The organism is Streptomyces sp. LBL (genome assembly GCF_029893585.1).
Taxonomy (GTDB): Bacteria; Actinomycetota; Actinomycetes; order Streptomycetales; family Streptomycetaceae; genus Streptomyces.
This window is the reverse complement of record NZ_JARXYX010000004.1, coordinates 17686-43406: the sequence shown is the minus strand read 5'-3', so window position 1 is coordinate 43406 and position 25721 is coordinate 17686. Positions and strand designations below refer to the sequence as shown.

The 25721-nt window shown below is 70.2% G+C and carries 20 protein-coding genes, 2 tRNA genes and 1 pseudogene; 19 read left to right on the top strand and 4 right to left on the bottom strand.

Annotation, left to right across the window (positions count from 1 at the left end):
- Window positions 1-25: 25 nt before the first annotated feature.
- Both M2271_RS05675 and M2271_RS05670 read left to right on the top strand, forming a co-directional pair.
- On the top strand, window positions 26-2278 hold the full coding sequence (locus M2271_RS05675) for a hypothetical protein (RefSeq protein ID WP_280885988.1): 2253 nt from the start codon (window positions 26-28) through the stop codon (window positions 2276-2278).
- A gap of 226 nt (window positions 2279-2504) precedes the next feature.
- Window positions 2505-3728, top strand: coding sequence for a glycosyltransferase family 2 protein (locus M2271_RS05670; RefSeq protein WP_280885987.1), 1224 nt, complete (start codon window positions 2505-2507; stop codon window positions 3726-3728).
- Window positions 3729-3875: 147 nt separating this feature from the next.
- Here the strand turns inward: M2271_RS05670 and M2271_RS05665 are convergent, their stop codons facing one another.
- A complete protein-coding gene (locus tag M2271_RS05665) occupies window positions 3876-5912 on the bottom strand; it encodes a hypothetical protein (RefSeq protein WP_280886229.1) in 2037 nt (678 codons plus the stop codon).
- A 432-nt stretch (window positions 5913-6344) separates the two neighbouring features.
- Between M2271_RS05665 and proB the strand changes: the two genes are divergently transcribed.
- The 5 genes from proB to M2271_RS05640 all read left to right on the top strand — a co-directional run bounded on the left by proB (window position 6345) and on the right by M2271_RS05640 (window position 11636).
- Window positions 6345-7451: a glutamate 5-kinase gene (gene proB, locus M2271_RS05660; protein ID WP_280886228.1), complete on the top strand. Its 1107-nt coding sequence runs from the start codon at window positions 6345-6347 to the stop codon at window positions 7449-7451.
- A gap of 396 nt (window positions 7452-7847) precedes the next feature.
- The gene (locus M2271_RS05655) at window positions 7848-8327 is read left to right on the top strand and encodes a hypothetical protein (protein ID WP_280886227.1); all 480 of its coding nucleotides are present in this window, start codon (window positions 7848-7850) and stop codon (window positions 8325-8327) included.
- Window positions 8328-8409: 82 nt separating this feature from the next.
- The gene (locus tag M2271_RS05650; protein WP_280885986.1) at window positions 8410-9696 is read left to right on the top strand and encodes a glutamate-5-semialdehyde dehydrogenase; all 1287 of its coding nucleotides are present in this window, start codon (window positions 8410-8412) and stop codon (window positions 9694-9696) included.
- Window positions 9697-9862: 166 nt separating this feature from the next.
- The gene (locus tag M2271_RS05645) at window positions 9863-10465 is read left to right on the top strand and encodes a hypothetical protein (protein WP_280885985.1); all 603 of its coding nucleotides are present in this window, start codon (window positions 9863-9865) and stop codon (window positions 10463-10465) included.
- A gap of 100 nt (window positions 10466-10565) precedes the next feature.
- The gene (locus tag M2271_RS05640; protein ID WP_280885984.1) at window positions 10566-11636 is read left to right on the top strand and encodes a hypothetical protein; all 1071 of its coding nucleotides are present in this window, start codon (window positions 10566-10568) and stop codon (window positions 11634-11636) included.
- 164 nt (window positions 11637-11800) lie between these two features.
- Here M2271_RS05640 and M2271_RS05635 read toward each other — a convergent pair whose 3' ends face one another.
- Window positions 11801-12895, bottom strand: coding sequence for a M48 family metallopeptidase (locus M2271_RS05635; RefSeq protein ID WP_280886226.1), 1095 nt, complete (start codon window positions 12893-12895; stop codon window positions 11801-11803).
- 126 nt (window positions 12896-13021) lie between these two features.
- On the opposite strand from M2271_RS05635, the gene M2271_RS05630 reads away from it, so the two are divergent.
- The 11 genes and pseudogenes from M2271_RS05630 (at window position 13022) to M2271_RS05580 (ending at window position 19111) form a co-directional block, all read left to right on the top strand.
- Window positions 13022-13183 (top strand): hypothetical protein, encoded by a 162-nt coding sequence (locus tag M2271_RS05630; RefSeq protein ID WP_280885983.1) that lies wholly within the window; start codon window positions 13022-13024, stop codon window positions 13181-13183.
- Window positions 13184-13365: 182 nt separating this feature from the next.
- Window positions 13366-13533 carry a hypothetical protein gene (locus M2271_RS05625; protein ID WP_280886246.1) on the top strand — a complete coding sequence of 56 codons (168 nt, stop codon included), beginning with the start codon at window positions 13366-13368 and terminating at the stop codon, window positions 13531-13533.
- A 472-nt stretch (window positions 13534-14005) separates the two neighbouring features.
- Window positions 14006-14572: a nicotinate-nucleotide adenylyltransferase gene (gene nadD, locus M2271_RS05620; protein ID WP_280886225.1), complete on the top strand. Its 567-nt coding sequence runs from the start codon at window positions 14006-14008 to the stop codon at window positions 14570-14572.
- 16 nt (window positions 14573-14588) lie between these two features.
- Complete coding sequence (locus M2271_RS05615) at window positions 14589-16394, top strand: LCP family protein (RefSeq protein ID WP_280885982.1); 1806 nt, start codon at window positions 14589-14591, stop codon at window positions 16392-16394.
- A gap of 194 nt (window positions 16395-16588) precedes the next feature.
- Window positions 16589-17032 (top strand): ribosome silencing factor, encoded by a 444-nt coding sequence (gene rsfS, locus M2271_RS05610; RefSeq protein WP_280885981.1) that lies wholly within the window; start codon window positions 16589-16591, stop codon window positions 17030-17032.
- On the top strand, window positions 17029-17697 hold the full coding sequence (locus M2271_RS05605; protein WP_280885980.1) for a histidine phosphatase family protein: 669 nt from the start codon (window positions 17029-17031) through the stop codon (window positions 17695-17697). Before rsfS ends, M2271_RS05605 begins: the two co-directional genes overlap by 4 nt.
- A gap of 192 nt (window positions 17698-17889) precedes the next feature.
- A tRNA-Ala gene (locus M2271_RS05600) sits at window positions 17890-17962 on the top strand.
- 82 nt (window positions 17963-18044) lie between these two features.
- Complete coding sequence (locus M2271_RS05595) at window positions 18045-18179, top strand: hypothetical protein (RefSeq protein ID WP_280885979.1); 135 nt, start codon at window positions 18045-18047, stop codon at window positions 18177-18179.
- Window positions 18179-18421 (top strand): annotated as a pseudogene (locus M2271_RS05590) (MFS transporter); the annotation flags it as partial. The gene M2271_RS05595 and the pseudogene M2271_RS05590, both read left to right, overlap by 1 nt.
- 246 nt (window positions 18422-18667) lie before the next feature.
- A complete protein-coding gene (locus M2271_RS05585) occupies window positions 18668-18901 on the top strand; it encodes a hypothetical protein (protein ID WP_053750770.1) in 234 nt (77 codons plus the stop codon).
- 137 nt (window positions 18902-19038) lie between these two features.
- A tRNA-Ala gene (locus M2271_RS05580) sits at window positions 19039-19111 on the top strand.
- A 140-nt stretch (window positions 19112-19251) separates the two neighbouring features.
- Here the strand turns inward: M2271_RS05580 and M2271_RS05575 are convergent.
- Both M2271_RS05575 and M2271_RS05570 read right to left on the bottom strand, forming a co-directional pair.
- Window positions 19252-20862: an NADH-quinone oxidoreductase subunit NuoF family protein gene (locus M2271_RS05575; RefSeq protein WP_280885978.1), complete on the bottom strand. Its 1611-nt coding sequence runs from the start codon at window positions 20860-20862 to the stop codon at window positions 19252-19254.
- Window positions 20859-22163 carry a cytochrome b/b6 domain-containing protein gene (locus M2271_RS05570; RefSeq protein WP_280885977.1) on the bottom strand — a complete coding sequence of 435 codons (1305 nt, stop codon included), beginning with the start codon at window positions 22161-22163 and terminating at the stop codon, window positions 20859-20861. Before M2271_RS05570 ends, M2271_RS05575 begins: the two co-directional genes overlap by 4 nt.
- Window positions 22164-22611: 448 nt before the next feature.
- Here M2271_RS05570 and leuS point away from each other — a divergent pair, with 448 nt between their 5' ends.
- Window positions 22612-25491, top strand: a complete 2880-nt coding sequence (gene leuS, locus M2271_RS05565; protein WP_280885976.1) for a leucine--tRNA ligase — start codon at window positions 22612-22614, stop codon at window positions 25489-25491.
- Window positions 25492-25721: the final 230 nt, after the last annotated feature.

The window sequence follows — 25721 nt, the reverse complement described above, 5'->3', positions numbered from 1 at the left end:
GCACCCCTCTCAGAGCAGGTTCTCCGTGATATCGACCGCTATTCGCGTCGCCCGGGTGGGCAGCGCGGCCGAACTGGCCGCGGCGATCCTCATGGTGGCGGGCTTCCCCGCCATCATGCTGGCCGCGCTCGTCCCGAGCGTTCCCGCCTTCGCGGCCGCGACCGCCGTGACGTACCTGGCGGACCACTATCTGCACCGCAAGGGCAGCTATCTGATCAACCGCCTCAGCAAGGTGCGCGCAGGTCTGTCGATCCGCTTCCTGATCAGACAACTCCTGCTGATCCTGCTGCTGGCCCGGCTCGACCTTTCGGACAGCCTGGTCTTCTACGGTGCGACCGCCTGCTTCATCGCGTTCTACGGTCTCCAGGCCCCGCACGGCGCTCTGGCGACCCTGATCCGCAACCGTCGCCGGATGCCGGTCGCCACCCGCAACGTCGACCTGGCCTCCCGCATCCGCATCCCGGACGCCCCGCCGAAGGTCCTGCTCAGCCGGGCGGCGGAGAAGATGCTGCACCTCGACCTCGCGGCCGTGGTCGGCATACTCGTCGCCGCGGAGCTGGACTCCGCCGTGCCCGGCTTCATCGGCATCGGCGTCACACTGGTCCTCGGCTCCCTGTACGTCCTCGCACTGATGCGGTACGTGCGCGGCGCGAAGGTCCCGCCGAAGGCCGAGAAGGTCCTGGCCGCGGTCGACGCCTGGCTGCACGAGTACAAGCCGGAGACGGTGCTGTACTTCTCCGGCTCCAAGGACTCCGTCTACCAGGTCAACATGTGGCTGGAGGCCATGGAGCAGCTGGACTCCAGGCCGCTGATCATCCTGCGTGAGCGGGTCATACTGCAGAACCTGGCGCCCACCACGGTCCCCGTCATCTGCGTGCCCGGAGGGGTGCACCTGATGAACATGGACCTGTCCACGGTGCGTGTGACGCTGTACGCGGCGAACGTCGGCAAGAACATCCACATGCTGCGCGTCCCGACCATGAAGCACGTCTTCATCGGCCACGGCGACAGCGACAAGCTGGCCAGCGTCAACCCGTTCAGCAAGGTGTACGACGAGGTGTGGACCGCCGGCCGGGCCGGCCGCGACCGTTACGCCATCGCCGACGTCGGTGTCCGCGACGACGACATCGTCGAGGTCGGACGCCCGCAGTTGGCGCCGATCCAGCTCTGGAAGGGCGTGTCCGAGGGCCCCGGCGGAGCCCCTGACGGACCCTGCCCGACCGTTCTGTACGCGCCCACCTGGGAGGGCTGGGACGGCAACCCGGGCAACACCTCGATCGTTCTCGCCGGCGAGAACATCGTGAAGAAGCTGGTGAAGGCCGACCCGCCGGTCCGCGTCCTGTACAAGCCGCACCCCTTCACCGGCACCGTCAGCGCCCTGGCGGGCGCCGCCCACCGCCGGATCGTCGCCCTGGTCGAGAAGGCCGCCACCGAGCGTGCCGCCGACCCGCGCTTCACCACCGACGCGGCCGTACAGGCGCCGGCCACGGCGGACCTGGCCCGGATCGAGGCCCGGATCGCCGCGCTGACCGGCAGCGGCGGCGACAAGGGCGACGAGGCCGAGGCCACCCGGGACGGCGTGACCGACGTCAAGAAGTACGAGGAGATCGCCCGGCTGCGGGCCGAGTGGAACGACGCGTACTGGCGTTCCTTCCCCGACTGGGAGCACCGCGTCATCGCGGGTGCCCAGCCGCGTCTGTACGACTGCTTCAACGTGTCCGACGCGATGGTCTCCGACATCTCCAGCGTGGTCTCCGACTTCATCGCCAGCGGCAAGCCGTACGCGGTCACCGACTCCGGCGAGCTCGGCGCGGAGGAGTTCAAGCGGCAGAACACGGCCGTACGCGCCGCGGTGATCCTGACCAACAGCGCGGCCGAGCTGGGCACGCTGCTGGACGCGGTCCGCGACTCCTCGGCCGACCCGCTGGCCGAGGACCGCAGCGAGCTGAAGCACTACCTGCTGGGCCCGGACGAGCCGACCTCCATCGAGCAGTTCAACACCGCGGTGGCGAACCTCGCGATCAAGGCCGAGACGCGCAACGTCGGCCAGGAGTCACACACGGCGGCCGGAGCGGTGGACACCGGAGCGGTGGACACCGGAGCGGTGGACGCCGGAGCCGCCGAGGCGGTCACGGAGGCCGCGCAGGCCGAGGTGGAGCAGGCCGAGCAGGCGGGGCAGGCGGAGCAGGTGGGGCAGGCGGAGCTGATGAACGCGATGCCCGCGCCGGGGTCGTCGCCGACGCCGACGGGTGAGTCGGACGGTGTGACGGCGGGCTGACCACCCGGCGTTTTTCGCCCCAGGGCCCGGTTTTCGAGGAGTGATCCTCGAAAACCGGGCCCTGTTGCGTAGGTAAGGGCGTCCATCTCTACCCACAACCTGTCGATTCAGCATGTGAAGTGGATCACTTGGGCGTGCTGAAGAGGCAACCGCTTCCCCAGGTCGACCGTCTACGAGGTTGCCAGTGAGGCGATACGGGGGAAATTTTCTGTGACGAGGGGGAAGAGTGACCGTTGCGCAGCCTGATGTGACTGTGATCATCGGGGCGTACGAAGCGATGCCGTATCTGGTCGAGTGCCTGGCATCCGTCGAGGCGCAGACCATCGACCCCACGCGCATCGAGGTCATCGCCGTCGACGACGGTTCGAAGGACGGCACCGGGGAGTACCTCGAGGAGTTCGCCGCCCGCGCGCCCATGCCGGTCACCGTGGTCCGCCAGGACAACTCCGGCGGCCCCAGCGGCCCGCGCAACGTCGGCCTCGGCAAGGCGGCCGGGCGGTACGTCTTCTTCCTCGACGCCGACGACCGGCTCGGCCCCGAGGCCCTGGAGCGGATGGTCGCGATGGCCGACGAGAACGGCACGGACGTCGTCCTCGGCAAGGTCGAGGGCGTCAACCGCAGTGCGCCGAAGTCGATGTGGGGTACGTCGCTCAAGCGGACCGACGTCTTCTCCTCCAACATCAAGTTCACCCTGAGCGCGCAGAAGCTGTTCCGCCGGGAGCTGCTGGAACGTCACGGCATGCGCTTCGACGAGTCCCTGTGGACCGGCGAGGACGCGCTGTTCACGATGGAGGCGTATCTGCGGGCCGACGGCGTGTCCGTGGTCGCCGACCACACCTGCTACTACCTGGTGGGCCGCGAGGACGGCAAGCACGTGACGAAGAGCGGGAGTTACACCCTGCGCTTCGACTCCGCACGCGCCCTGATGACGCTGATCGCGGACATGCTTCCGCCGGGTCCGAAGCGGGACGTGCTGATGGTCCGCCCCTTCCTGGTCACGCTGCTCCCGCAGTTCGGGCCGAAGTTCCTCACGGACAGCGAGGAAATCCGTCGGCGCAAGTTCCAGCTGGCGCAGCCGCTGATGGCGGCCTACTGGAACGAGGACGTCGCCCGCCGCCTCAAGGTCCACGAACGGCTGCGGCTGCACCTCGTGGCGGCCGGGCGGCCCGACCTCCTCACGGACGTGGTGGCGTTCGTCAAGGCCAGGAAGGAGGCGTCGGCCGTCCTGGAGAAGAAGGGCCGCCGCCTCTACCTGGCCTACCCGCACTTCCGCGACGCCGCGGCGGACATCCCCGACTCGGTCTACCTCGCCGATGCCCGCGAGGCCCGCGCCTTCCCCGGCTACCGCGAGGCCCCCCTCGAAATCCTCCTGCGTAGTGCGGTCCGCAAGGTCCGCCGCACACTGTTCACCCGCCCGAACGCGTCGGGGGAGCGGGCCGCGGCGGCGTAAGAAGGCAGCAGGCTGCACGGCGCAGCTCTCCGGCGGGCCGTCCGCGGCCTGTCTCGCCGCGAGGGCGTGCGGGCGCGAGGCGCGGGGGATTCGGGTGCCGGGGTGCCGGGGTGCCGGGGTGCCGGGGTGAGAGTCGGGTGCGGTGGCCTACTCCGGCATACCCGCGGCTTCGGGTGCGGTCTCGTGGCGTGGACCGGGGATTTCCGGCGCCAGTCGTTCCGCCATCCGGGCCCGGTGTTCCCGGGCCGCCGAACCCAGAGCCTGTACGGCGTCGTCGAAGCGGGCCTGGGCGGCCGGTTCGTCCGGTCCCAGCAGGTGTCGCTTCAACTTGGCTCGTGCACCCGCGAGTTCGTCCCGCTCGGGGTGCCGCACCGCGTCCAGCAGCTTCGGAACCCCGGCCGCGTCCGGAGTCAGCACGGTCGCCGCGCCGGCGGTCGGGAAGGTCATGCGGAACGTGTCCTCCGCCAGGCCGCTGGTGTTGGCCACCGCGTACGGTTTGCCGCTCGCCAGGAAGTCGCTGACCACGCTCGACACGTCACTGACCAGCAGGTCGGCGCGGTTGAAGCAGGAGTAGAGCTCGGGCCGGGCGGCCGTGACGATCTGGTGCTCCCACGCCGGCAACGAGGACCAGTACGCCTTCTCCCAGGCCGCCGTCGCCCGCGCCACCGCCTCCGCCCGCCCCGGCTCGGGCGCGGACTGCACCAGCATCCGCTCGGCCTGGTCCGCCCCGGCCCGGCAGGCGGCTGTGGTGAGCCGGTCCAACTCCCGTGTCCGCAGCGCGAGTTCGCTGTCCTCCGACGGCCGTCTGCCCGCCCGCTCCCGGTTCGCCACCCGAACCAGCTCCCGGATCCTGAGGTCCGCCGCCCCCGCACGGGGATCCACGGATCCCGTCAGCGGATGCGGCTTGTACAGCAGCCGTACGCCGGGATCCGCCAGCAGCGCCCGGACGAGGTTCCCGCCGGCCTCGATCACCGACGTGTTGCCCGGATTGCCGTCCCAGCCCTCCCAGGTGGGTGCGTACAGAACGGTGGTGTATTTCCCCGTCGGCGGGCCCGCGTACGGCCGTACCGCATCCAACTGCGGGCGCCCGATCTCCACCACGTCCTTGTCCTCGACACCCACCTCGGCCTGCGCGTACCGCTCCCGCGCCGCCGGGCCGGCCACCCACACCTCGTCGTACGCCTTCACGTACGGGTTGCAGGACGACAGCTTGTCGCTCTCGCCGTGGTTGACGAAGGCGTGCTTGACCGTGGGGATACGCAGGACCTGCGAGGTCTTCCCGGAGTTCGACGGGTGGATGAGGACCTGGAGCGTCGACTGCTCCAGCCGCAGCAGCGTCGACACCTTCGGCAGGCAGACGATCGGCACGTCCGGCGCCGCGATCTTCTGCACCATGAACCGCTCGCGCAGCACGATCAGCGGGCGCCCGTCGAGTTTCGCGAGCGGCTCCAGCCACATGTTCGCCTGGTACGCCGAGGACGTCCCGCCGGAGAAGTACAGGCCCACGGTCGGCCGGTACCGGGCCAGCCACGCGTCGAACCAGTCGAGGACCTCCTGCTCACCGGCCGGCCGGCGGCTCGGGAGCAGCCGTACGAGAAGGCCGTACAGGCCCTTCAGCGTGAGCCCGACGGACACCGCGACACCGAAGGCCGCGCAGCGGGGATCGCCGGTCGCCGCGGTGGCCAGCAGACCGGCGGTCGACGGGAGGCCGTAGGCCGTCAGCCGGTGTCCGGAGCGGCGCAGCAGGCTGGGCGGGGCCGGAGACAGGCGCAGTGCGGAGGCGTCGATGTTCCGGGTGACCACCGGGAGGGTGCGGGTACGGCGGACCAGCACGGAGACCGCCTGGAGCGCGCAGTGCAGTCCGTAGAAGACGAGCAGTCCGGCGACCAGCGGGGCGTACGCCGTCTCCCGGTCCTGCTCCCCGATCCGCAGCAGACCGACCACCAGCAGCAGGTCCCGCAGTACGTGCCGCAGGGTGAGGTCCGCGTGCGACGTGGCGAACAGCGACAGCAGGCCCGGCTGCCACCGGTACAGGACGCCTTCCATGGCCAGTGAGGCGGCCGTCGCGGCGAGCAGCAGCGGGACGTGCGGACGCAGGGCCGCCACGGTCTGGGCGGCGAACGCCGCCGCCAGAACAGCCGCGGCAAGGCCTCCGACCGTGGTCCGGCGGCTGGGAAGCCGCAGGGCGGGCCGCCGCCGGAGGGCCCTCGCCGGGAACCGCCGACGGGGGAGACGTGTGAGCACTGCGGTCACTCCAAAGTCGTCAAAGTCGTCGTATGACGGACGAATGGGTTAACGCGCACCGACCGCGAGACGACACGCGCATGACGTGACCGGAAGCCCCGGGTGACGGTGGCGGCCGGCGGAGGTCGGCAGAGGTCGGCAGAGGTGGACGGCAGAGGCCGGCCGACAGGAGCCGGTGCGGGTCGAGGTGGGTGGAGGTGGGGCGGTGCGCCGCCTCCACGGTCCTGCGCGGTGGGTGACCGGCCGGTCACGGACGGCTGTCCGGGGACTGGAACCCGTGCGCGTCCTCGGGTCCCCTTCGCGTACATTGCGGGCGGGGCACCCGGAGTGACGCGAGGGGACGGTCAGCACGTGGCAGGGGCAAGGCAGGCCGTGAGCGAGGCCCGCAGGATCGTCGTCAAGGTGGGCTCCTCGTCGCTGACCACCGCCTCCGGCGGCCTGGACGCCGACCGGGTGGACGCGCTCGTCGACGTCCTCGCCAAGAGCCGCAGCGGCGGAGAGCGGGAGATCGTCCTCGTCTCCTCCGGTGCCATCGCCGCCGGGCTCGCCCCGCTGGGCCTGCGCCGCCGTCCCACGGACCTCGCCCGCCAGCAGGCCGCCGCCAGCGTCGGCCAGGGCCTGCTGGTGGCCCGCTACACCGCCTCCTTCGCCCGCTACAGCGTGCGCGTCGGTCAGGTGCTGCTGACCAATGACGACATGAGCCGCCGCGCCCACCACCGCAACGCCTCCCGGACGCTCGACAAGCTCCTGGCGATGGGCGCGCTCCCGATCGTCAACGAGAACGACACCGTCGCCACCGACGAGATCCGCTTCGGCGACAACGACCGCCTCGCCGCCCTCGTCGCCCACCTCGTCCACGCCGACCTCCTCGTCCTGCTCTCCGACGTGGACGGTGTGTACGACGGCGACCCGAGCAGGCCGGGGACCTCGCGGATAGCGGAGGTGCGGGGACCGTCCGACCTGGCCGGGGTGGACACCGGCAGCGCCGGGAAGGCGGGTGTCGGCACCGGCGGCATGGTCACCAAGGTCGAGGCGGCCCGGATCGCGGCCGCCGCCGGTATCCCGGTGGTGCTCACCAGCACGATCCACGCGGCCGTCGCGCTGTCCGGCGGCGACACCGGCACCTACTTCCACCCCGCCGACAAGCGCTCCGCCGACCGACTGCTGTGGCTGCAGCACGCGTCCACCCCGCAGGGATCGCTCACGCTGGACGACGGCGCGGTCAAGGCGGTCGTGGACCGGCGCAAGTCGCTGCTGCCGGCCGGGATCGCCTCCGTCGAGGGCGAGTTCGTCGCAGGCGATCCCGTCGAACTGTGCGACGCCGAGGGGCATGCGGTGGCCCGCGGGCTCGTCAATTTCGATGCCAAGGAGATTCCCCTGCTGATCGGCCGCTCCACCCGGGAACTCGCCCGCGATCTGGGCCCGGCGTACGAGCGCGAGGTCGTCCACCGGGACGATCTGGTGATCCTGCATCCCTGAGCTTCGGCGTCCCTGAGCTTCGGCGTGGGGCGGCTCGTGAATGCGTGTCCCGGTCGGTTGGTGAATGGGCGTCTCGGTCGGTTCGTGAAGGGCGTCCTGGTCGGTTGGTGGCGCGTGACTCGGCCGGTTGGGGTGCGTGACTTGCCCGGCTCGTGGTGCCCGTCTCTGCCGCCTTCCGGGTGCCCGGCCTGGGTCGGGTACGGCGTCGCCCGGTCCGTCGGCGGGCACGGGACACCCGAAAACGGGGTGAACGACCCGGCGAGAGTGTCGCCCTGAGGTGGACGTTCCGCAAAACCGCCCCACGAGTCGTTGCGGGCTGCTGAACTTTGTCCCAGGGAAACATTCCGACCGACCCCCGAGGTCGTTCCTTGCGTGAAGGAGGCCGTCGTGAGACGAGTGCGCCCTGGGACAGGGGTAGCGACGTCCCGCGGTGGGGCCGGTGGTGCCGCCGGCGCTTCTTCGCGCGCGGTCGGCGAGGAGCGTGCCCTGACGAGCGTCGCGGCCGGCGCCCGCTACGAGGGCGAGCCCGAGGACCTGCCCCGCCTGTGGCACGTCACCTTGAGTGTTTCGGGCGAGGAGGCCCCGCTCAAGGAGGTCCGGCGCGCTCTCGAGCAGCTCGCCCATGACCACCCCTTCCTCCTGACCAGCAGATACGCCAACGACCACGCCGAGATCCGGTACTGGGAGGAGGCCCGAGATCTGCACGACGCGGCCGCCGTCGCCCTGCGCCTGTGGGGCGAGCACCGGCAGACCGCGGGGCTTCCGCCGTGGGAGATCGTGGGCCTGGAGGTCATCGACCGCCAGACCTACCACCACCGCATCTCCAAGGGGTACGGCCCGGCGCCCGCGACCCCGGTGGGCGTACACCCCTTTTGAGCGGTCTACGTGCTCTGCGGGGCTTGTCTCGGGGTGTGGGATGCCCGGTGGACGTGCCTGCGAGGCGCACTAGGCTTCCCTCATGACCACGCTCTCGCCGTACGACTCCATGTCCCCGGTCACCCGGGCCGCCTACCGTGCCAAGGCCGCCGCCGCCGACCTCGCCCCGCTCCCGCGGGCCGAGAAGGACGACGCGCTCCTCGCCATGGCGGACGCGCTGGAGGTCCGTACGAGCGAGATCGTCGAGGCCAACGCCAAGGACATCGCCAAGGCCCGCGAGGCCGGCACCAGCGAGGCGATCATCGACCGGCTGACCCTGACCCCGGAGCGGGTCCGGGCCATCGCCGCCGACGTACGGGACGTCGTCGCGCTGCCCGACCCGGTCGGCGAGGTCGTCCGCGGTTCGACCCTGCCCAACGGCATCGACCTGCGCCAGGTCCGCGTCCCGCTCGGTGTCGTCGGGATCATCTACGAGGCCCGCCCGAACGTGACGGTGGACGCGGCGGCGCTGTGCCTGAAGTCCGGAAACGCGGTCCTGCTGCGCGGCTCGGCCTCGGCGTACGAGTCGAACAGCGCGCTCGTCCGGGTGCTCCGGGACGCCGTGGGCGGTGCCGGTCTGCCCGCCGACGCCGTACAGCTGGTGCCCGGCGAGAGCCGTGAGAGCGTGCGCGAGCTGATGCGTGCCCGCGGCCTGGTCGACGTCCTCATCCCGCGCGGCGGCGCCTCCCTGATCCAGACCGTTGTCGCCGAGTCCGCCGTCCCGGTCATCGAGACCGGCACCGGCAACTGCCACGTCTACGTCGACGCGCACGCCGACCTCGACATGGCGATCGACATCCTGATCAACTCCAAGGCCAGCCGGGTCAGCGTCTGCAACGCGGCCGAGACGCTCCTGGTCCACCAGGACATCGCCCCCGAGTTCCTGCCGCGCGCCCTGGACGCCCTGGCGGAGGCGGGCGTGACCGTGCACGCCGACGAGCGGGTGCTGGCGTACGCCAAGGACTCCAAGGCGACGGTCGTGGAGGCCACCCCGGAGGACTGGGAGATGGAGTACCTGTCCTACGACATCGCCGCCGCGGTGGTGGATTCCCTGGACCGGGCCGTCGAGCACATCCGGCTGTGGACCTCCGGCCACACGGAGGCGATCGTCACGACCTCCCAGCAGGCCGCCCGTCGCTTCACCCAGCTGGTCGACTCCACCACGGTCGCGGTCAACGCCTCCACCCGTTTCACGGACGGCGGCCAGTTCGGTTTCGGCGCGGAGATCGGCATCTCCACGCAGAAGCTGCACGCCCGCGGGCCGATGGGTCTTCCGGAGCTGACCAGCACGAAGTACATCGTCACGGGTGACGGCCACGTACGGCGCTGAGGCGCGGGGCGGGCTGGAGCGTGCGGTGTGAGGGGAGCGGGAGCGTGCGGTGAGGGGCGGGGGCGTGCGGTGAGGCATATGCGTCCGGCACGAGCGCCGCACCCCCGTTCGTGCCGCAGAAGCGGTGTCTCATCCACTGGATGAATTTCCATACCGTCTGCCCAAAATGACCCCCCAGGTCTACTCTGGATCCGTGCCGGAGGACGTGGGGGGCATGCCGTTCCCTGACGGCTGGGAGCCCGACGACGACCACGACCGCGGGGTGTCGGACGAAGAGTTCGCCTCCGTGGTGTTCGACGAGGCCTTCGTACGTGCGGCCGTGGTGCACGAGCCCACCGCCGTCGAGCGCCTCCTGGCCGCCGCGCAGGCGAGAGCGGAGGCCTCCGAGGCCGAGGCCCGCCGCGCCCACGGCAGTCGCGAGCGTTACGAGGACGGGTTCGTCTCCGAGGACCCCAGCGGGTTCGGCCGTGATCCGGCCTTCGACGACCTGGACGACGCCGATGTCCTCGAAGGCCGCTACGGCACCTCCGGGACGTACGGCAAACAGGTCCGCTGGCACCGTCCGGTCGCCTGGCTGCTCGCCCTCGTGATGGGGATCGGCATGGTCGCGCTGGCCTTCGCCGCGGTCTACCGGAGCGCCTCCTCCGGCGACCGGGACCAGCCTCCGCCACCCGCTTCCACCGGACTGGAGCAGGGCACCGCGGCGGCGCCGTCCGCGTCCGCCGACTACTCCCAGCCGGCCGTGTCCGCGGTCCCGCGTACGCCCTGAGTGACTCCCTGCAGCTCATGGCCTGTCCTGGTGAGAACCTGTCAGAACTTGTCGTGTATCACGGCGTTTACCTGAGCTCCCGGCGACCTACCCTGAAGATATGGGAGGGCCTGGAGAACCACCTGAGGGGGCACCCGAGGGCGGCCCCGGAAGTGGCGAGGACGAGTACCGATCCGTCGTCTTCGACGAGTCGTTCGTCCGAGCTGCCCGCCTCCAGGAGTTCTCCGCCCAGGAGCGGATGGCCGACCACAGGCCCGCCGTACGCCGCAGGCCGCCCCTCCGCCGCGGGCTGCCCCGGCAGGCGCTGATCCTGGTCCTGCTGATCGCCGTCGCCTTCGGCACCGCGATCTACATGGGCGTCCGCCACCCTTATCAGGCCCCCGCCGCCCAGCGGCCCGTCGAGCCGCTGCAGATGACCGTGATCCCGCTCGCCCCGCAGGGCAAGGTGCCAGGCCACACCGACCCCGAGGTCCTGTACGCGCACAGTCCGGCCGCCCCGTACCGCATCGGCGCCCAAGGGATACCGCTGCCGGCCTCCCGCCGCACGGCGCACTTCTCGGACAGTCAGGTGTTCGCCGCCCTGACCACCGCCAAGGACTACCTCGTCCGCTCCTCGCTCGACCCGGATGTCCTCACCGGCGAGCAGGTCCGCCCCGTGCGCGTCCTTCTCGACACGCACCAGCTCGACCAGTTCGACCAGAGCTTCGCCCAGCCGGTCGCCGACGGACGGCGCGCTCCCACTGGCTGGCTGGTCCGCTTCGACACGTCCGTCGCCGAGCTGGCCGACTGGAAGATCCGGGTCCAGGGCACCCTGCAGGCTGCCGAGACCGACTCCGCGACGCTGGAGGTGACCGCGGACCACACCTTCGTCTACGCGCTGCGGCCCGCCGGCGCCGACAGCAAGGCGGAGGCCTCCCTGTTCACCGTCCGGCGCGAGCTGCACTTCCGCTTCGACCGCGACGACCTGCGGCTGCATACGGCCCAGCTCGTCGTCTCCTACGTGCAGGCCGGGCCGCTGTCCTGCGCCGAGGACACCACCGACCATCTGCACCCGCTGCTCGCCGGCCAGACAGCCAAGGCGGGCGGCCCGGCCGGCACGGACCCGTACGCGACAGGCGGCGCGACGGCCCTGTGCGGGTCACTGGCGACCAGCGCGCAGCCGAAGGTGTGAACCCGGGGCGAGGCCGGTTTCGTCGGGTGTGAACCGGGGGAGTCCGGTTCGTCCTTCAGGGCCCGTTCGCCGGTTCGTCGCGGCGCGGTCGGCGGGAGCTGGTCGATGGGGACTGGTCGCGCGGTTCCCGCGCCTCTCAGGCCGGCCCAACTGTCCGGAGTTGATCAGCCCTCGTCGCTCGGGGAGGTGTCCCTCGGCGGCTGGTCCTTCGGCGGTGCCGAACCCGTGAAGCCGCCGAAGCCGCGTCGCACCCGGCCGCCCAGGTCCCCGGCCCCACCGGCGATGTCGCTGACCAGCTTCATCAGCGGGTCCTTGGAGTCCTTGACGTTGGTGGCGTAGCTCGCCGCCGACTCGCGGAACGAGTCCGTGACCGAGGTGTCCTTGTCCTCGCTGCGCCGCGGATAGTGGCCGTCCATGATCCGCTGGAAGTCGCGGGACTCGGACCACTTCTTCAGCTCGGCCGCCCGCACGGTGGTGAACGGGTGGGAACGCGGCAGCACGTTCAGGATCTTCAGCACGGAGTCCCGTAGATCGCCCCCGGCCTCGTAGTCCTCGGCCTGTTTCAGGAACGAGTCCACGTTCATCTCGTGCAGATGGTTGCCGCCGGCGAGCTTCATCAGGCCGCGCATGGAGGCCGTGAGGTCCTGGCCGACCAGGAGACCCGCGCGGTCCGCGGACAGCTCCGACTTGCGGAACCACTCGCGCAGCGCGGTCACGATCGCCATGATCGCGAGGTTGCCCAGCGGGATCCAGGCCACCTTCAGGGCGAGGCTGGTCAGGAACAACAGGATGGTCCGGTAGACCGAGTGGCCGGACAGCGCGTGCCCCACCTCGTGGCCGACGACCGCCCGCATCTCCTCCTCGTCGAGCAGTTCGACGAGTCCCGTGGTGACGACGATGATCGGCTCGTCCAGGCCGATGCACATCGCGTTCGGCTTCGGGTCCTGGGTGACGTACATCGGAGGGACCTTCTCCAGGTCCAGGATGTAACAGGCGTCCCGCAGCATGTCGTTGAGGTGTGCGAACTGCTCGTCGGAGACGCGCACCGAGTCGGACAGGAACATCAGCCTGAGGCTGCGCTCGGGCAGCAGACCGCTGAGGGCCTTGAAGACCGTGTCGAACCCGCTCAGTTTGCGTAGCGCCACCAGGGCGGAGCGGTCGGCAGGGTGCTCGTATGCACGCGAGGAGACCCCCGGGAAGCGCTTGCGCTGCCTGCTCGGCACCTTCTCGTGCCCGTTGTGCTGGTGGCCGTCGGACATGTCTTCCCCCATGTGCGTGTGTGTGGCCCTTTGCGGAGCTTTGTGTGGCCCTTTGCGCCCCCGAAGCAGAGCCCACCCTAGGCGGAGATACCGTGGACGGGCACTACAGCGAAGGAGTTCCGCGCCATGGAGCACAACCCCCCGGCCACCTGGCTCACCGAGGCCGCGAGCGTCGCCGTGCAACAAGGGGCCGGGAATCTGCTCCGGATCGTCCTGGTCGTCATGGTGCTGGGCTGTGCGTTCACCGCGTGGTTCCTGCTGCGGGGCTACAAGCGGAAAGACGACTGAGACGGCGCGGAGGTTCCTTCGACGGCCGGCAGGGGGATGCCGGGGGCCGGCACGAGGGATGTCGGACCCCGGCATGAACGCGCCTCGGGGGCCCAATGATGGAGTCGGCGTGATCGCTGTTGTGCCGCCCGCTTACGATGGGCCGACATCTTTATCCCGCCCACACCGGATAGGTCCTGCCGATGATGAGCTTCCACAGCTCCGCTGCCCAGTTGGTCACCCTCGCCGCCGAGGGCGGGGAGCACGGTGGCAACCACGAGAGCCTCAACCCCCTGCTGACCGGCGGCGGTGCCCTGTTCGTCCTGCTGCTTCTGCTGTGGATCACCACCCGTTTCAACCGCGACCGCTGAGCCCGGTCAGCGGCTCGGCGGGCGTCCGGCACGAGCCCGGCCGGAGTCCGGCACGCGTCCCAAAGGTCCCCTTCCTGGGCCGTCCGTGGGGAATCCGGGGGGATCTGTCGGCCGGTGTCTTCAGGTCGGGCCGGTAGGGTCTGCACGCATGGGAGAGCAGGACATGCCTACCGGTCTGGCGAATGACACGCCGAGCGGCACGGAAGACCGTACGGCGGTGAACGCCACCGGTACCCGCGCGGAGAGCAGCGCGGGGAGCGGGGCGAGCAGCGCCGCGGACGGTCGGGCGAGAGCTGCCGCAGACGGTTCGAGCGTCGGCCGAAGAGGTCCGGCGGGGGCCGACGGCGATGGTTCCGCGAGCGGCGGTGACGGCTCGGTCAGTGGCGGCGGTTCGGTGAGCGGCGGCGGGAAGCGGCTGCCGGTCGGTCCGGGCAACGGCCCGTCGAACCCCGGCAAGCGGCGACTCGGCGTCATGGGCGGAACGTTCGACCCGATCCACCACGGGCACCTCGTGGCGGCCAGCGAGGTCGCCGCGCAGTTCCACCTGGACGAGGTGGTGTTCGTCCCGACCGGCCAGCCGTGGCAGAAGAGCCACCGCAAGGTCTCCGCGGCCGAGGACCGCTATCTGATGACGGTCATCGCGACCGCCGAGAACCCCCAGTTCTCGGTCAGTCGTATCGACATCGACCGCGGCGGTCCGACGTACACCACGGACACCCTGCGTGACCTGAAGGCGCTCAACCCCGACACCGACCTCTTCTTCATCACCGGCGCCGACGCCCTCGGCCAGATCCTGACCTGGCGGGACGCGGAGGAGTTGTTCTCCCTTGCGCACTTCATCGGGGTCACCCGGCCGGGCCACGTCCTGTCCGACCCCGGACTCCCCGAAGGCGGTGTCTCGCTCGTCGAGGTCCCCGCCCTCGCCATCTCCTCCACCGACTGCCGTGCGAGAGTCGCCAAGGGCGACCCCGTCTGGTATCTGGTGCCGGACGGAGTCGTGCGCTACATCGACAAGCGTGAGCTGTACCGCGGCCAGTGAGCCGAGAGGGGCACCGGTGAACGACCGATACGACGCGGGCTACGGCGGCCGTCAGGACGACCAGTACGTACTCGTCGGCTATGACGAATACGGCCAACCTGTCTACCAACAGGCCCCGTCCCAACAGGCGCAGGCCCAACAGGCCCCGTCCCAACAGGCTCCGCAGCAGCCTCAGCGGGCCGCCCAGCAGCCGTACGACCCGTACACCCAGCAGGGCTACGGATACGACCCCTACGCCCAGGGCGGGCAGCAGACGCCGACGTACGACCCGTACGGCACCGGTCAGCAGGCGCCCGTGCCGCCCTACGACCCGTACGCGACCGGCACCCAGCAGACCGGCGGCCCGGCATCCTCGTACGACCCCTACGGCCGGACCGCCGCCAGTGGGCAGCAGCCCCGGGTCGCCGAGCAGACCGCCTACATCCCGCAGCAGACCGGCCCGGCCCAGGAACCCGGCGCCCCCGGGCGGGACCAGCGCGCCGGAGGCGACACGGACCAGCACGCCCAGCCCGGCCGGACGCAGGCGGGCGAGGAGGAACACGACCCCCACGCCGAGCAGTTCGCGTTCGTGGAGGAGCCCGACGGCGACTCCGAGGACGTCATCGACTGGCTGAACTTCACCGAGAACCGCACCGAGCGCCGTGAGGAGGCCAAACGCCGCGCCCGCAGCCGACTCGTCGCCCTCGTCGTGGTCCTGGCACTGGTCGCGGTCGGCGGGGTCGGCTACCTCTGGTACGCCGGGAAGCTGCCGGGCCTGTCGTCGTCGTCCGACGGCAAGACCGACACCGCGACGGCCGGCGGCGCACAGAACCGCGACGTGCTCGTCGTCCACCTTCACAACACCTCGAAGGGCGGCACCTCCACGGCGCTGCTCGTCAACAACACCACCACCAAGCAGGGCACCACCGTGCTGCTGCCCAACTCCCTCGTCGTGACCGACGACGACGGCACCACGACCACCCTCGCCAAGTCGGTCGACGAGGACGGCTCCTCCGGCACCCGTGGCGCCCTCGACACCGTCCTCGGCACCGACATCGAGGGCACCTGGCGCCTGGACACCCCCTACCTCCAGAACCTCGTCGACCTCGTCGGCAACATCGACGTCGACACCAACGCCGACGTGCCCGACCCGGCCGCCAAGAAGAAGGGCCAGGCGCCCCTGGTCCGCAAGGGGAAGGCACAGACCCTCAGTGGCAAGACGGCCGTCGCCTACGCCACCTACAGCGCCTCCGGAGAGGCACAGGACGCCCAGCTGGAGCGGTTCGGACAGGTCATGCAGGGCGTGCTGCGCAAGGTGTCCTCCGACCCCACGGGCGCCACCACCACGGTGCAGACACTGGCGCAGATCCTCGACCCGCCGCTGACCGACAAGGACCTCGGTACCTTCCTCGCCAAGCTCGCCGACCGTGCCAAGGGCGGCGACTACAAGACGGCTCTCGTGCCCGTCCAGAACGACGGCACCCTGAGCGCCGAGGCCGGCGCGAGCGTCGTCAAGAACGTTCTCGGCGGCACCGCGAAGAGCCCCGACAAGGACGCGGCCGTCAGCGTGTCCGTGCAGAACGCCAGCGGCGTCAAGGACAACGCCGAGAAGGCCCGTGTGGTGCTGCTCAACGGCGGCTTCACCTTCCTGGACGGTGGTACGGCCACCGCCGCCCGGACCTCCTCCAGGGTCGTCTACGCCGACGCCGCCGAGAAGGAGAACGCCACCGAGGTCGCCAAGACCCTGGGCCTGCCCCTCAGCTCCGTCAGCAAGGGCACGGTCTCCTCGGGCGACGTCACCGTGGTTCTCGGCCAGGACTACCAGCCGGGGTCCTCCTCCTAGGGCGGGGACCGAAGCACCTGGGGCAGGGCTCGAAGCTTTCGGACGGGGCCCGACGCTTTCGGACAGGGCCCGAAGAGAGGCGGCACCGCACGGAGATGAGGGCGGCACCCCACGTGAAGCGACCATCACGTGGGGTGCCCTCGGCGGTCCGTGAGACCCTTGGTGCCAAGTGACCGCCGACCGAAAGCCATGTAGTGACCGCGACTGACCGCTCCCTTGAACTCATCACCACCGCCGCACAAGCGGCCGCCGACAAGCTCGCCCACGATGTGATCGCCTACGACGTCAGTGACGTCCTGTCGATCACGGACGCCTTCCTGCTGGCCTCCGCCCCCAACGACCGCCAGGTCAAGTCGATCGTCGACGAGATCGAGGAGCGGCTCTCGAAGGAGCTCGGCGTCAAGCCGGTGCGTCGCGAGGGCGACCGCGAGGCCCGCTGGATCCTGCTCGACTACGTCGACATCGTCGTCCATGTCCAGCACAGCGAGGAGCGGGTCTTCTACGCCCTGGAGCGGCTGTGGAAGGACTGCCCCGAGTTGGAGCTGCCCGCCGACGCCAAGGCGACCCGCGGCAAGGGCGAGGCGCACACCAAGCTGCGGGCCGAGGAGGACGCCGCAGAGTTCGGGGAGCTGCGGTGAGCGCACCGTCGGGTGGCCGGCGCAGACCGGGCCGGGGCCGCCGCGTCATCCTGTGGCGGCACGGCCAGACCCAGTGGAACGTGGAGAGCCGTTTCCAGGGCACCACGGACGTGGAGCTCACCGAGACCGGCGTCGGCCAGGCCCGCCGCGCCGCCCGGCTGCTCGCCTCCCTGCAGCCCGACGCGGTCGTCGCCTCCGACCTCCGGCGGGCCGCGAACACGGCCGCCGAGCTCGCCGTGCTCACCGGCCTGGAGGTGGCCCGCGACGAGGGCCTGCGGGAGACCTACGCGGGCGTCTGGCAGGGGCTGACGCACGAGGAGATCATCACCCGCTTCGGCGACGAGTACGCCGCGTGGAAGCGCGGTGAGCCGGTGCGCCGAGGCGGCGGCGAACTGGAGACGGAGGTCGCCGACCGTGCCGCTCCCGTCGTGCTGCGATACGCCGAGAAGCTGCCCGAGAACGGCACGCTGGTCGTGGTCAGCCACGGCGGCACGATCCGCACCACCATCGGTCGTCTCCTCGGCCTGGAGTCCCAGCACTGGGAGAGCCTCGGTGGGCTGTCCAACTGCTGCTGGTCCGTCCTCGGCGAGGGCGCCCGGGGCTGGCGCCTCCTCGAGCACAACGCCGGCACCCTCCCGGAGCCGGTGCTGGGCGACGACGACTGAGCCGCCCCACGGCCTGACGCCCCCATGGCCCCGTGCCCCACGGCCTCGATGCAGCGGCCCTACGGCCTCGGCGTAGCGGGACCACGGACCCGGAAACCCGGATTTCACTTTCCGGCAGGTCACAGGCTAAAGTTCTTCTTGTTCGCCCCGCTGAGCGGGGCGAAACACCATGCGGCTCGCCGCGTGGCACGAGGGGCTATAGCTCAGTTGGTAGAGCGCCTGCATGGCATGCAGGAGGTCAGGAGTTCAATTCTCCTTAGCTCCACTCAGCATCACAGATCGACACTCTGCCGAGTTGTCAAAGATCGTTCGACGAAGGTCCCGTCCCCCAGGGGGCGGGATTTTTCATGTCCGTCGACGGCCCCAGCGACGTCCGCCGCGCCCTCAGCGCAGCCGTGCGCCGCTCCGTCTCCTCGTCGTCCGGCGTGCGGACCACGATCCGGCATTCGGGCATGCTCCGACGCGCCCCCGGGCGCCGGTGACGGTGGCGCCCGAGGGCGCGGCGGACGCCGGCGGTCTGCTCGCCACCGTCACGCAGTTCGGCCGGCTGACCGGAGTCGCGGTGTTCGCCACACTGTTCGGCACGCTGTTCTTGAACCGAGTTGAGTCACTCGGGGTCTTCGGGGCGTATACCTCTGCGGAGGCGCTACTGGCGTGCATGTTCGCGCTGGCCGGGACCGCCGCCGTGGGTGCCGTGTCCGGACTGGTACTGAGGCGTCGCTGACCGTATTGGCCCGGCCGTGGCAGAATCAAACGGCCGGAAGGGAGCGCGGCCCGACGGGAAGGAGCAGTGATGCCTTCGAGCATCCTCAAGGAGGTCGGCCACCTCCTTGATGCAGCGTCGACACGGGACACGGTGATCCGTCTCAGCTGCCCTTCCTGCGGTTCTGTCCATGTGGCCCAAGTGCTCGGTGACAACGGTGGGGTTTCCTACGTGTGCACGGCCTGCGGCCACAGCTGGAGCTGATCGATGGGTGCACACAGGCGAAAGTGCGACTGGTGCGGCAGTGGTACGCCGATTGTCCGTGACATGGAGCCGGTCAACCCCGAGTACCAGTACTGGTGCGAGGAGTGCGCGCGGGCGTTGATCATAAAAGGCGACCCGATCGAGACGTACCGCGAACTGGAGGGCGAGCCGATCTACGGTCGGCTCCTCGAAGAGCACTGCACGCTCAAGCGGTTCTATTCGTTCGTCACGGCTTGAGTGGAGTGGACATAGCGTCCCGATCCGGACAGAGTGGAAACGATTTGGTGCTCTCCCCGGTGGCCCGGTAATGTTGGCGTCGCCGCCGGGGAAACCGGGTGGCGCGGTCAATGTGCGGTTCAGCCGCGTGGCCACAAGGGGCTATAGCTCAGTTGGTAGAGCGCCTGCATGGCATGCAGGAGGTCAGGAGTTCAATTCTCCTTAGCTCCACAGTTGGTTCCACAGCCAGATCCCGCCGGATCATCTCGATCCGGCGGGATCTTCGCGTTTTCAGGGACAGTTGAAAGACCGGGCCTGCATGGAAAGGGGCCGCCCGATCCCGGGCGGCCCCTTGGCGGTGGCGCGGTGGTTCAGCGGCCCAGCGCCCGGCGACCGCGGCCCTGGGAGAGGACCGGGAGGTTGCGGGACGGGGCCTGCCCGCGGGTGTCCTCCTCCAGGCGCAGTGCGAGCGCCGGGCAGCGACGGACCGCGCGCAGCGCCTTCGCCTCGGCGTAGCGCGGTACTTGGGCCTGCGCGACTGTGGGGAAGCCGTCCGCGCCGAGTTCGAAGACCTCCGGGAGGATGTCCGCGCACAGGCCGTGGCCCCGGCACAGCGTCCAGTCGACGTAGATCTTCTGACGGCTGGGGCTGTTCTCCTCGGCCTCGCCGCCGCCCGGGATGCCCGTGGGCATCTGGCCGCCCTCGAAGAGCGGCAGAACGCCCTCCACGGGCCGTCCGCAGCCGTTTCCGAGGACGTGGGCGGCCAGGTCGTCCGTGAACGCCTTGATGGTCGACTCCAGGAACATCGCGGAGCCGTCGGGATGTGAACACGCGCCGCGCCGCTTCACGTTCTTGGCGACCTGCTTGAGGGCCTCAAGGGCGGCCGGTCCGCCGCCGTTGATGATGTCCTCCATGCCGCGCGCGGCGGCCGGCAGGCCGAGGTAGCAGGGGCCGCACTGTCCCGCGCTCTCCTCGGCGAGCCACTGCGCCACCCGCAGCGACTCGCCCAGCGGGCAGGTCTCCTGAGTGATCGGCATAATCGCGCCGGCGCCCAGCGCACCGCCCACCGCATCCAGGGAGTTGCGGGAGACGATCGCCTCGTTGACCGTCGCCGCGTCGATCCACTTGCCGTGATAGCCGCCGGTCAGCACGCCCTGCGGAACGGGCGGCGCACCGGCGAGCTGGAGGACGTAACGCAGCGGCACGCCCGTGGGGACCTCGATCACCATGGGGCGGGCGACCGCGCCGGAGACCGTGAGCATGACGGTGCCCGGCTCGTCGTAGAGGCCGGTGTTGCCGTAGCGCTCGGGGCCGATGCGGGCGCCGATCGCGAGCTGGGCGAACGTCTCGGCGTTCGACAGGAGTGTGGGGGCGCCGCCGACGCCGTTCTGTGAGGCGCTGACCTTGCGGCCGGGCGGGATCGCGGGACCACCGTCGATGGAGCGGATCAGCGATGCGGCGGCACCGGTGACCATGCGCACCGGATTGCGTTGCACGCTCGCGCGCAGCGCCGACCTCCGGCTGTTGCTGAGGCCGCGTTCGGAGAGCGCGGCCTCCATGGAGCGCTGGGTCGACTCCCGGGTGACCCCGATCACGAGCGTGCGGGCACCCAGCGCCTCCGCGACCAGCAGCGCGCCGTCCAGGATGAGGTGCGGGGCACGGTTGATCAGCACCGTGTCCTTGCGGCAGGCCGGCTCGTCCTCGCTGCCGTTGACGACGACGACCGGCCGTACCCCGCGCTTGATCGCCGCCTCGGCGACCGAGCGCAGCTTCTTGTGGAAGGGGAAGCCCGCGCCGCCGCGGCCCTTCAGGTTGATGCGTTCGGAGAGCTGCGCGAGCTGCTCTCCGCCCATCGGTTCGAGCGGCCCGTGCACCTTCAGGTGCATGGGCAGATCGAGTCGTTCGACAAGGTCGAAACCCGACGTGAGCACGGGAAGACCGACCACGCGGACTTCTGGGACGTCGGGCAGGGCCTCGTTCACCTATAGCCTCCGGAAGGCATGTTCCAAGGTTCGCCCGAACCCGGTGCGTTGAAGTCCTGCGAGGCACCGGGCGATGGTTCAGTGGCGGGACCGCTGTTGTTGTACGTGTCGTTCGGGTAGTACGCGCCGTAGACGGCGTTCGTCTCAGCGGTGTCGTACACATCACTCGACCCGTAGCCGGATGCGCCCGAATTGCCATAGGCCGGGATGTTGTATCCGGTGTCGTTGAGCGGGTCGTAGGCCGACGGGGGCGCCTCGCCGACCGGCGGCGGCGACGGGATCGGCCAGTTGCCCGACGTGCTGCCGCCGCTGTCCATGCGCGGGATCGCCTCCGTCGGCTGCATGTCCATCGGCAGGTCCATGCGCGCGGTCTGGTCGGCCGTGAAGGGCTGCTGAGGCGGGCGGGAGGGCGTGGAGACGGCGCGGTAGGCGGCCGCGAAGCCGTTCGCGGGCTCCGGGGCCGCGGGGCCTGCGGGAGCCTCGTACGCGGGGTTCGAGCGCGTCTGGGAGCGTGTGCCGCGCTGGCTCTCGTAGCCCGGCAGGGAGCCAGAGCCTGTGGCCTCCGCTGCCCGCCGGGCCCGGCTGGCGTCCAGTTCCTCGCGGCCCGGACGCTCCGAGGTGCCCATGATCGCGGCGATCCGGTCGGCGACCTTGCGCTTGACCGGGCGCGGGGCCGCGCGCAGGGCGAGGGCGGCGGCGACGCCGAGCACGGACAAGCCGTACATGATCACGAAGATCGGCTTGGCCGTGCGGCCCGCGTACAGGCCGTGGACCAGCGCCGCGCACCAGGCCGGGTAGGCCAGCATGTGCATGGCGCGCCAGCGGGCCGCCACCGGGGCGGGGGAGGCGAACCTGCTGCGCAGGGCGCCGGTGATGCCGACGAAGATCATGAGCAGGCCGGCCAGGGAGCCGAGGCCGATCAGGCCCGCGGTGCCGGTCACGCCGAGCGAGAAGGGGATCACCGCGGCGATCAGCTGTGTGTGGTCGAGTGCGATCTTCGTGGTGATGTGCAGCAGCAGGAACGCGATCGAGGCGACCGCGGTCGTCCGGTGCACCGCCTGCCCGACGATCCGCTGGCGTGTGTTCAGGAAGATCCGGTCCTGGGCGACCAGCCCCCAGATCACCGAACAGCTGAGTGATACGAGGGACAGCACGCCCGCGCCGAAGTTCAGGAAGTCGCGGAACCGTTCACCTCCGACCAGCACGACCACGGGTATGAGGAGCAGGACGACAGCCGACGCCACCCCATAGGCCGACCGGCCCGGTTGGGGGAGCGAGCTGTTACTACGACGAGGGTTCATGGGGGCAACTCCGAGCAGTTTCGGGAAAGCGGTCCCGCTGCCGAACTTTAAGTGGCGCCATACCGAACGGTACGAGGTTTGAGCTATTGCGTTGGCATCGAACGGCCGTGAGGCCGTGGTGATGTCCCTTAGTGGTTGTTACGCGAAGTAACCTTTGGCCTTGATTCAGTTGTTGTCACGTGTGAGCGGTGACGCCCGGCAGGGGCTGTGGGGGCAGCACCCGGTGCCAAGAAGGCATACGTAGGCGCGTCGCGTTGTGCTCAAGGGCTGCGGTACTCTGACCGCATGCGTGCCGTGCGCCTTCTGCTTAGCGGGCCGCGCTGATCAGTCCCGACCGCTGGTGAGAGACCGCGGTCGGCATCGGCGCGGCGTCCCCTCCTGTGCGAGGGGATTTTTCGTTTCCTGAGTCACGCCGCCGGCAGAGACGATCGATGGAGCTTTGAGGATCATGAGCGAGACGAACCCCGCTGTCACCGCCGAGGTGGCCGCGCCGCACCGCTACACGGCCGTCATGGCGGCCGACATCGAGGCACGCTGGCAGGACGTCTGGGACGCCGAGGGTACCTACGCGGCGCCGAACCCCAAGGGTGACCTGGCCGGGGACCCGAAGCTGGTCGCCAAGCCCAAGAAGTTCATCATGGACATGTTCCCGTACCCCTCCGGCAACGGCCTGCATGTCGGCCACCCTCTGGGCTACATCGCCACCGACGTCTTCGCGCGCTTCCAGCGCATGACCGGCCACAACGTCCTGCACACCCTGGGCTTCGACGCCTTCGGTCTGCCCGCCGAGCAGTACGCCGTGCAGACCGGCACGCACCCGCGCGTGTCCACCGAGGCCAACATCGAGAACATGAAGTCCCAGCTGCGACGGCTGGGCCTGGGCCACGACAGGCGCCGGTCGTTCGCCACGATCGACCCGGACTACTACAAGTGGACCCAGTGGATCTTCCTGCAGATCTTCAACTCCTGGTACGACGACGAGGCCGGGAAGGCCCGCCCGATCTCCGAGCTGGTCGCCCGGTTCGAGTCCGGTGAACGCGCCGTACCGGGCCACACGCGCGCGTGGAGCGAGCTGAGCGCCGCCGAGAAGGCCGACGTCCTGAGTGAGTACCGGCTGGCGTACGCCTCCGAGGCGCCCGTCAACTGGTGTCCCGGCCTGGGCACCGTGCTGGCCAACGAGGAGGTCACCGCCGACGGCCGCTCCGAGCGCGGCAACTACCCGGTCTTCAAGGCCAAGCTGCGCCAGTGGAACATGCGCATCACCGCCTACGCCGACCGGCTGCTGGACGACCTGGAGGCGCTGGACTGGCCCGAGGCCATCAAGCTGCAGCAGCGCAACTGGATCGGCCGCTCCGAAGGCGCCCGGGTCGACTTCCCGATCGACGGCGAGCGCATCACCGTCTTCACCACGCGTCCCGACACCCTGTTCGGCGCCACCTACATGGTGCTGGCCCCCGAGCACCCGCTGGTCGAGAAGTTCACGCCGGACGCCTGGCCCGAGGGCACGCACGAGGCGTGGACCGGCGGCCACGCGACCCCGGCCGAGGCCGTCGCCGCGTACCGGTCGCAAGCCGCCACGAAGTCCGACGTCGAGCGGCAGGCCGAGGCCAAGGACAAGACCGGCGTCTTCATCGGCGCGTACGCGACCAACCCGGTCAACGGCGAGCAGGTCCCGGTCTTCATCGCCGACTACGTCCTGATGGGCTACGGCACCGGCGCGATCATGGCCGTCCCGGCCGGCGACCAGCGCGACTTCGAGTTCGCGCGCGCCTTCGAGCTGCCGATCCGCTGCATCGTCGAGCCGACCGACGGCCGCGGAACCGACACCACGACGTGGGAAAACGCCTTCGCCTCGTACGAAGCGAAGATCATCAACTCCTCCAACGGCGACATCTCGCTGGACGGCCTGGGCGTCGCCGAGGCCAAGGCGCGCATCACCGAGTGGATGGTGCGCGAGAGCATCGGCGAGGGCACGGTCAACTTCCGGCTGCGCGACTGGCTGTTCAGCCGGCAGCGCTACTGGGGCGAGCCCTTCCCGATCGTCTACGACGAGGCGGGCATCGCCCACGCGCTGCCCGAGTCGATGCTGCCGCTGGAGCTGCCCGAGGTCGAGGACTACTCGCCGCGCACCTTCGACCCGGACGACGCGAACACGTCCCCGGAGACGCCGCTGTCGCGCAACGAGGACTGGGTCAACGTCACGCTGGACCTGGGCGACGGCGCTGGTCTGCGAAGCTACCGCCGCGAGACCAACACCATGCCCAACTGGGCCGGTTCCTGCTGGTACGAGCTGCGCTACGTGGACCCGCACAACGACCAGAAGCTGGTCGACCCGGAGATCGAGCAGTACTGGATGGGCCCCCGCGAGGGTCAGCCGCACGGCGGCGTCGACCTGTACGTCGGCGGCGCCGAGCACGCCGTACTGCACCTGCTGTACGCCCGCTTCTGGTCCAAGGTCCTGTACGACCTGGGTCATGTGTCCTCGGCCGAGCCGTTCCACAAACTGTTCAACCAGGGCATGATCCAGGCCCACGTCTACCTCGACAGCCGCGGCATCGCCGTACCGGCCGCCGAGGTGGAGGAGCGCGACGACGCGTACTACTACCAGGGCCAGAAGGTCTCCCGGCTGCTGGGCAAGATGGGCAAGTCCCTGAAGAACGCGATCACTCCGGACCATATCTGCGCCGAGTACGGCGCGGACACGCTGCGGCTGTACGAGATGGCCATGGGCCCGCTGGACGTGTCCCGGCCGTGGGACACGCGCGCGGTGGTGGGCCAGTTCCGGCTGCTGCAGCGGCTGTGGCGCAACATCGTCGACGAGGCGACCGGTGAGGTCACGGTCTCCGACGCCGAGCCCGGCGAGGACACCCTGCGGGTCCTGCACAAGGCGATCGACGGGGTGCGCCAGGACCTGGAGGGTCTGCGGTTCAACACCGCCATCGCCAAGGTCACCGAGCTGAACAACTACCTGACCAAGGCGGGCGGCGCGGTGTCGCGCTCGGTCGCCGAGCCGCTGGTGCTGCTGGTCGCGCCGCTGGCCCCGCATGTCGCCGAGGAACTGTGGCGGAAGCTGGGCCACACCGAATCGGTGGTCCACCATGACTTCCCGGTCGCCGACCCGGCGTACGTCGTGGACGAGACCGTGACCTGCGTGGTCCAGGTCAAGGGCAAGGTCAAGGCCCGCTTGGAGGTCTCGCCGGCCATCTCCGAGGACGAGCTGGAGAAGGTCGCGCTGGCCGACGAGAAGGTCGTGGCGGCGCTGGACGGGGCGGGGATCCGCAAGGTGATCGTGCGGGCGCCGAAGCTGGTGAACATCGTTCCGGCGTAGGGGGCCGTCTCCGGGCGTAGGGGTCGTCGTCGGGCGTAGAGGTCTGACGCCTGGCGTAGGGGTCGGTCTCCTGGTGTAGGAGTCGGTCTCCTCGCGTGTAGGGGTCCGTCTCCTGCGCAGGCGTACGTCGGCGGCGTCCGTGTGAGTGAGTGCGCGGGCGATTCCGGCGGGCGCACGGGTGGTGCGCACGGGTCGGGCGCACGGGTCGGGTGTGAGCGTATCGGGGTCGT

Coding starts and splice junctions, on each gene's coding strand:
- M2271_RS05570 (WP_280885977.1), bottom strand. CDS start 22,163: ATGAACCCTCGTCGTAGTAACAGCTCGCTCCCCCAACCGGGCCGGTCG.
- M2271_RS05625 (WP_280886246.1), top strand. CDS start 13,366: ATGATGAGCTTCCACAGCTCCGCTGCCCAGTTGGTCACCCTCGCCGCC.
- M2271_RS05595 (WP_280885979.1), top strand. CDS start 18,045: ATGTCCGTCGACGGCCCCAGCGACGTCCGCCGCGCCCTCAGCGCAGCC.
- M2271_RS05585 (WP_053750770.1), top strand. CDS start 18,668: ATGGGTGCACACAGGCGAAAGTGCGACTGGTGCGGCAGTGGTACGCCG.
- M2271_RS05640 (WP_280885984.1), top strand. CDS start 10,566: ATGGGAGGGCCTGGAGAACCACCTGAGGGGGCACCCGAGGGCGGCCCC.
- M2271_RS05630 (WP_280885983.1), top strand. CDS start 13,022: ATGGAGCACAACCCCCCGGCCACCTGGCTCACCGAGGCCGCGAGCGTC.
- M2271_RS05650 (WP_280885986.1), top strand. CDS start 8,410: ATGACCACGCTCTCGCCGTACGACTCCATGTCCCCGGTCACCCGGGCC.
- nadD (WP_280886225.1), top strand. CDS start 14,006: ATGGGCGGAACGTTCGACCCGATCCACCACGGGCACCTCGTGGCGGCC.
- leuS (WP_280885976.1), top strand. CDS start 22,612: ATGAGCGAGACGAACCCCGCTGTCACCGCCGAGGTGGCCGCGCCGCAC.
- M2271_RS05645 (WP_280885985.1), top strand. CDS start 9,863: ATGACCCCCCAGGTCTACTCTGGATCCGTGCCGGAGGACGTGGGGGGC.
- M2271_RS05635 (WP_280886226.1), bottom strand. CDS start 12,895: ATGTCCGACGGCCACCAGCACAACGGGCACGAGAAGGTGCCGAGCAGG.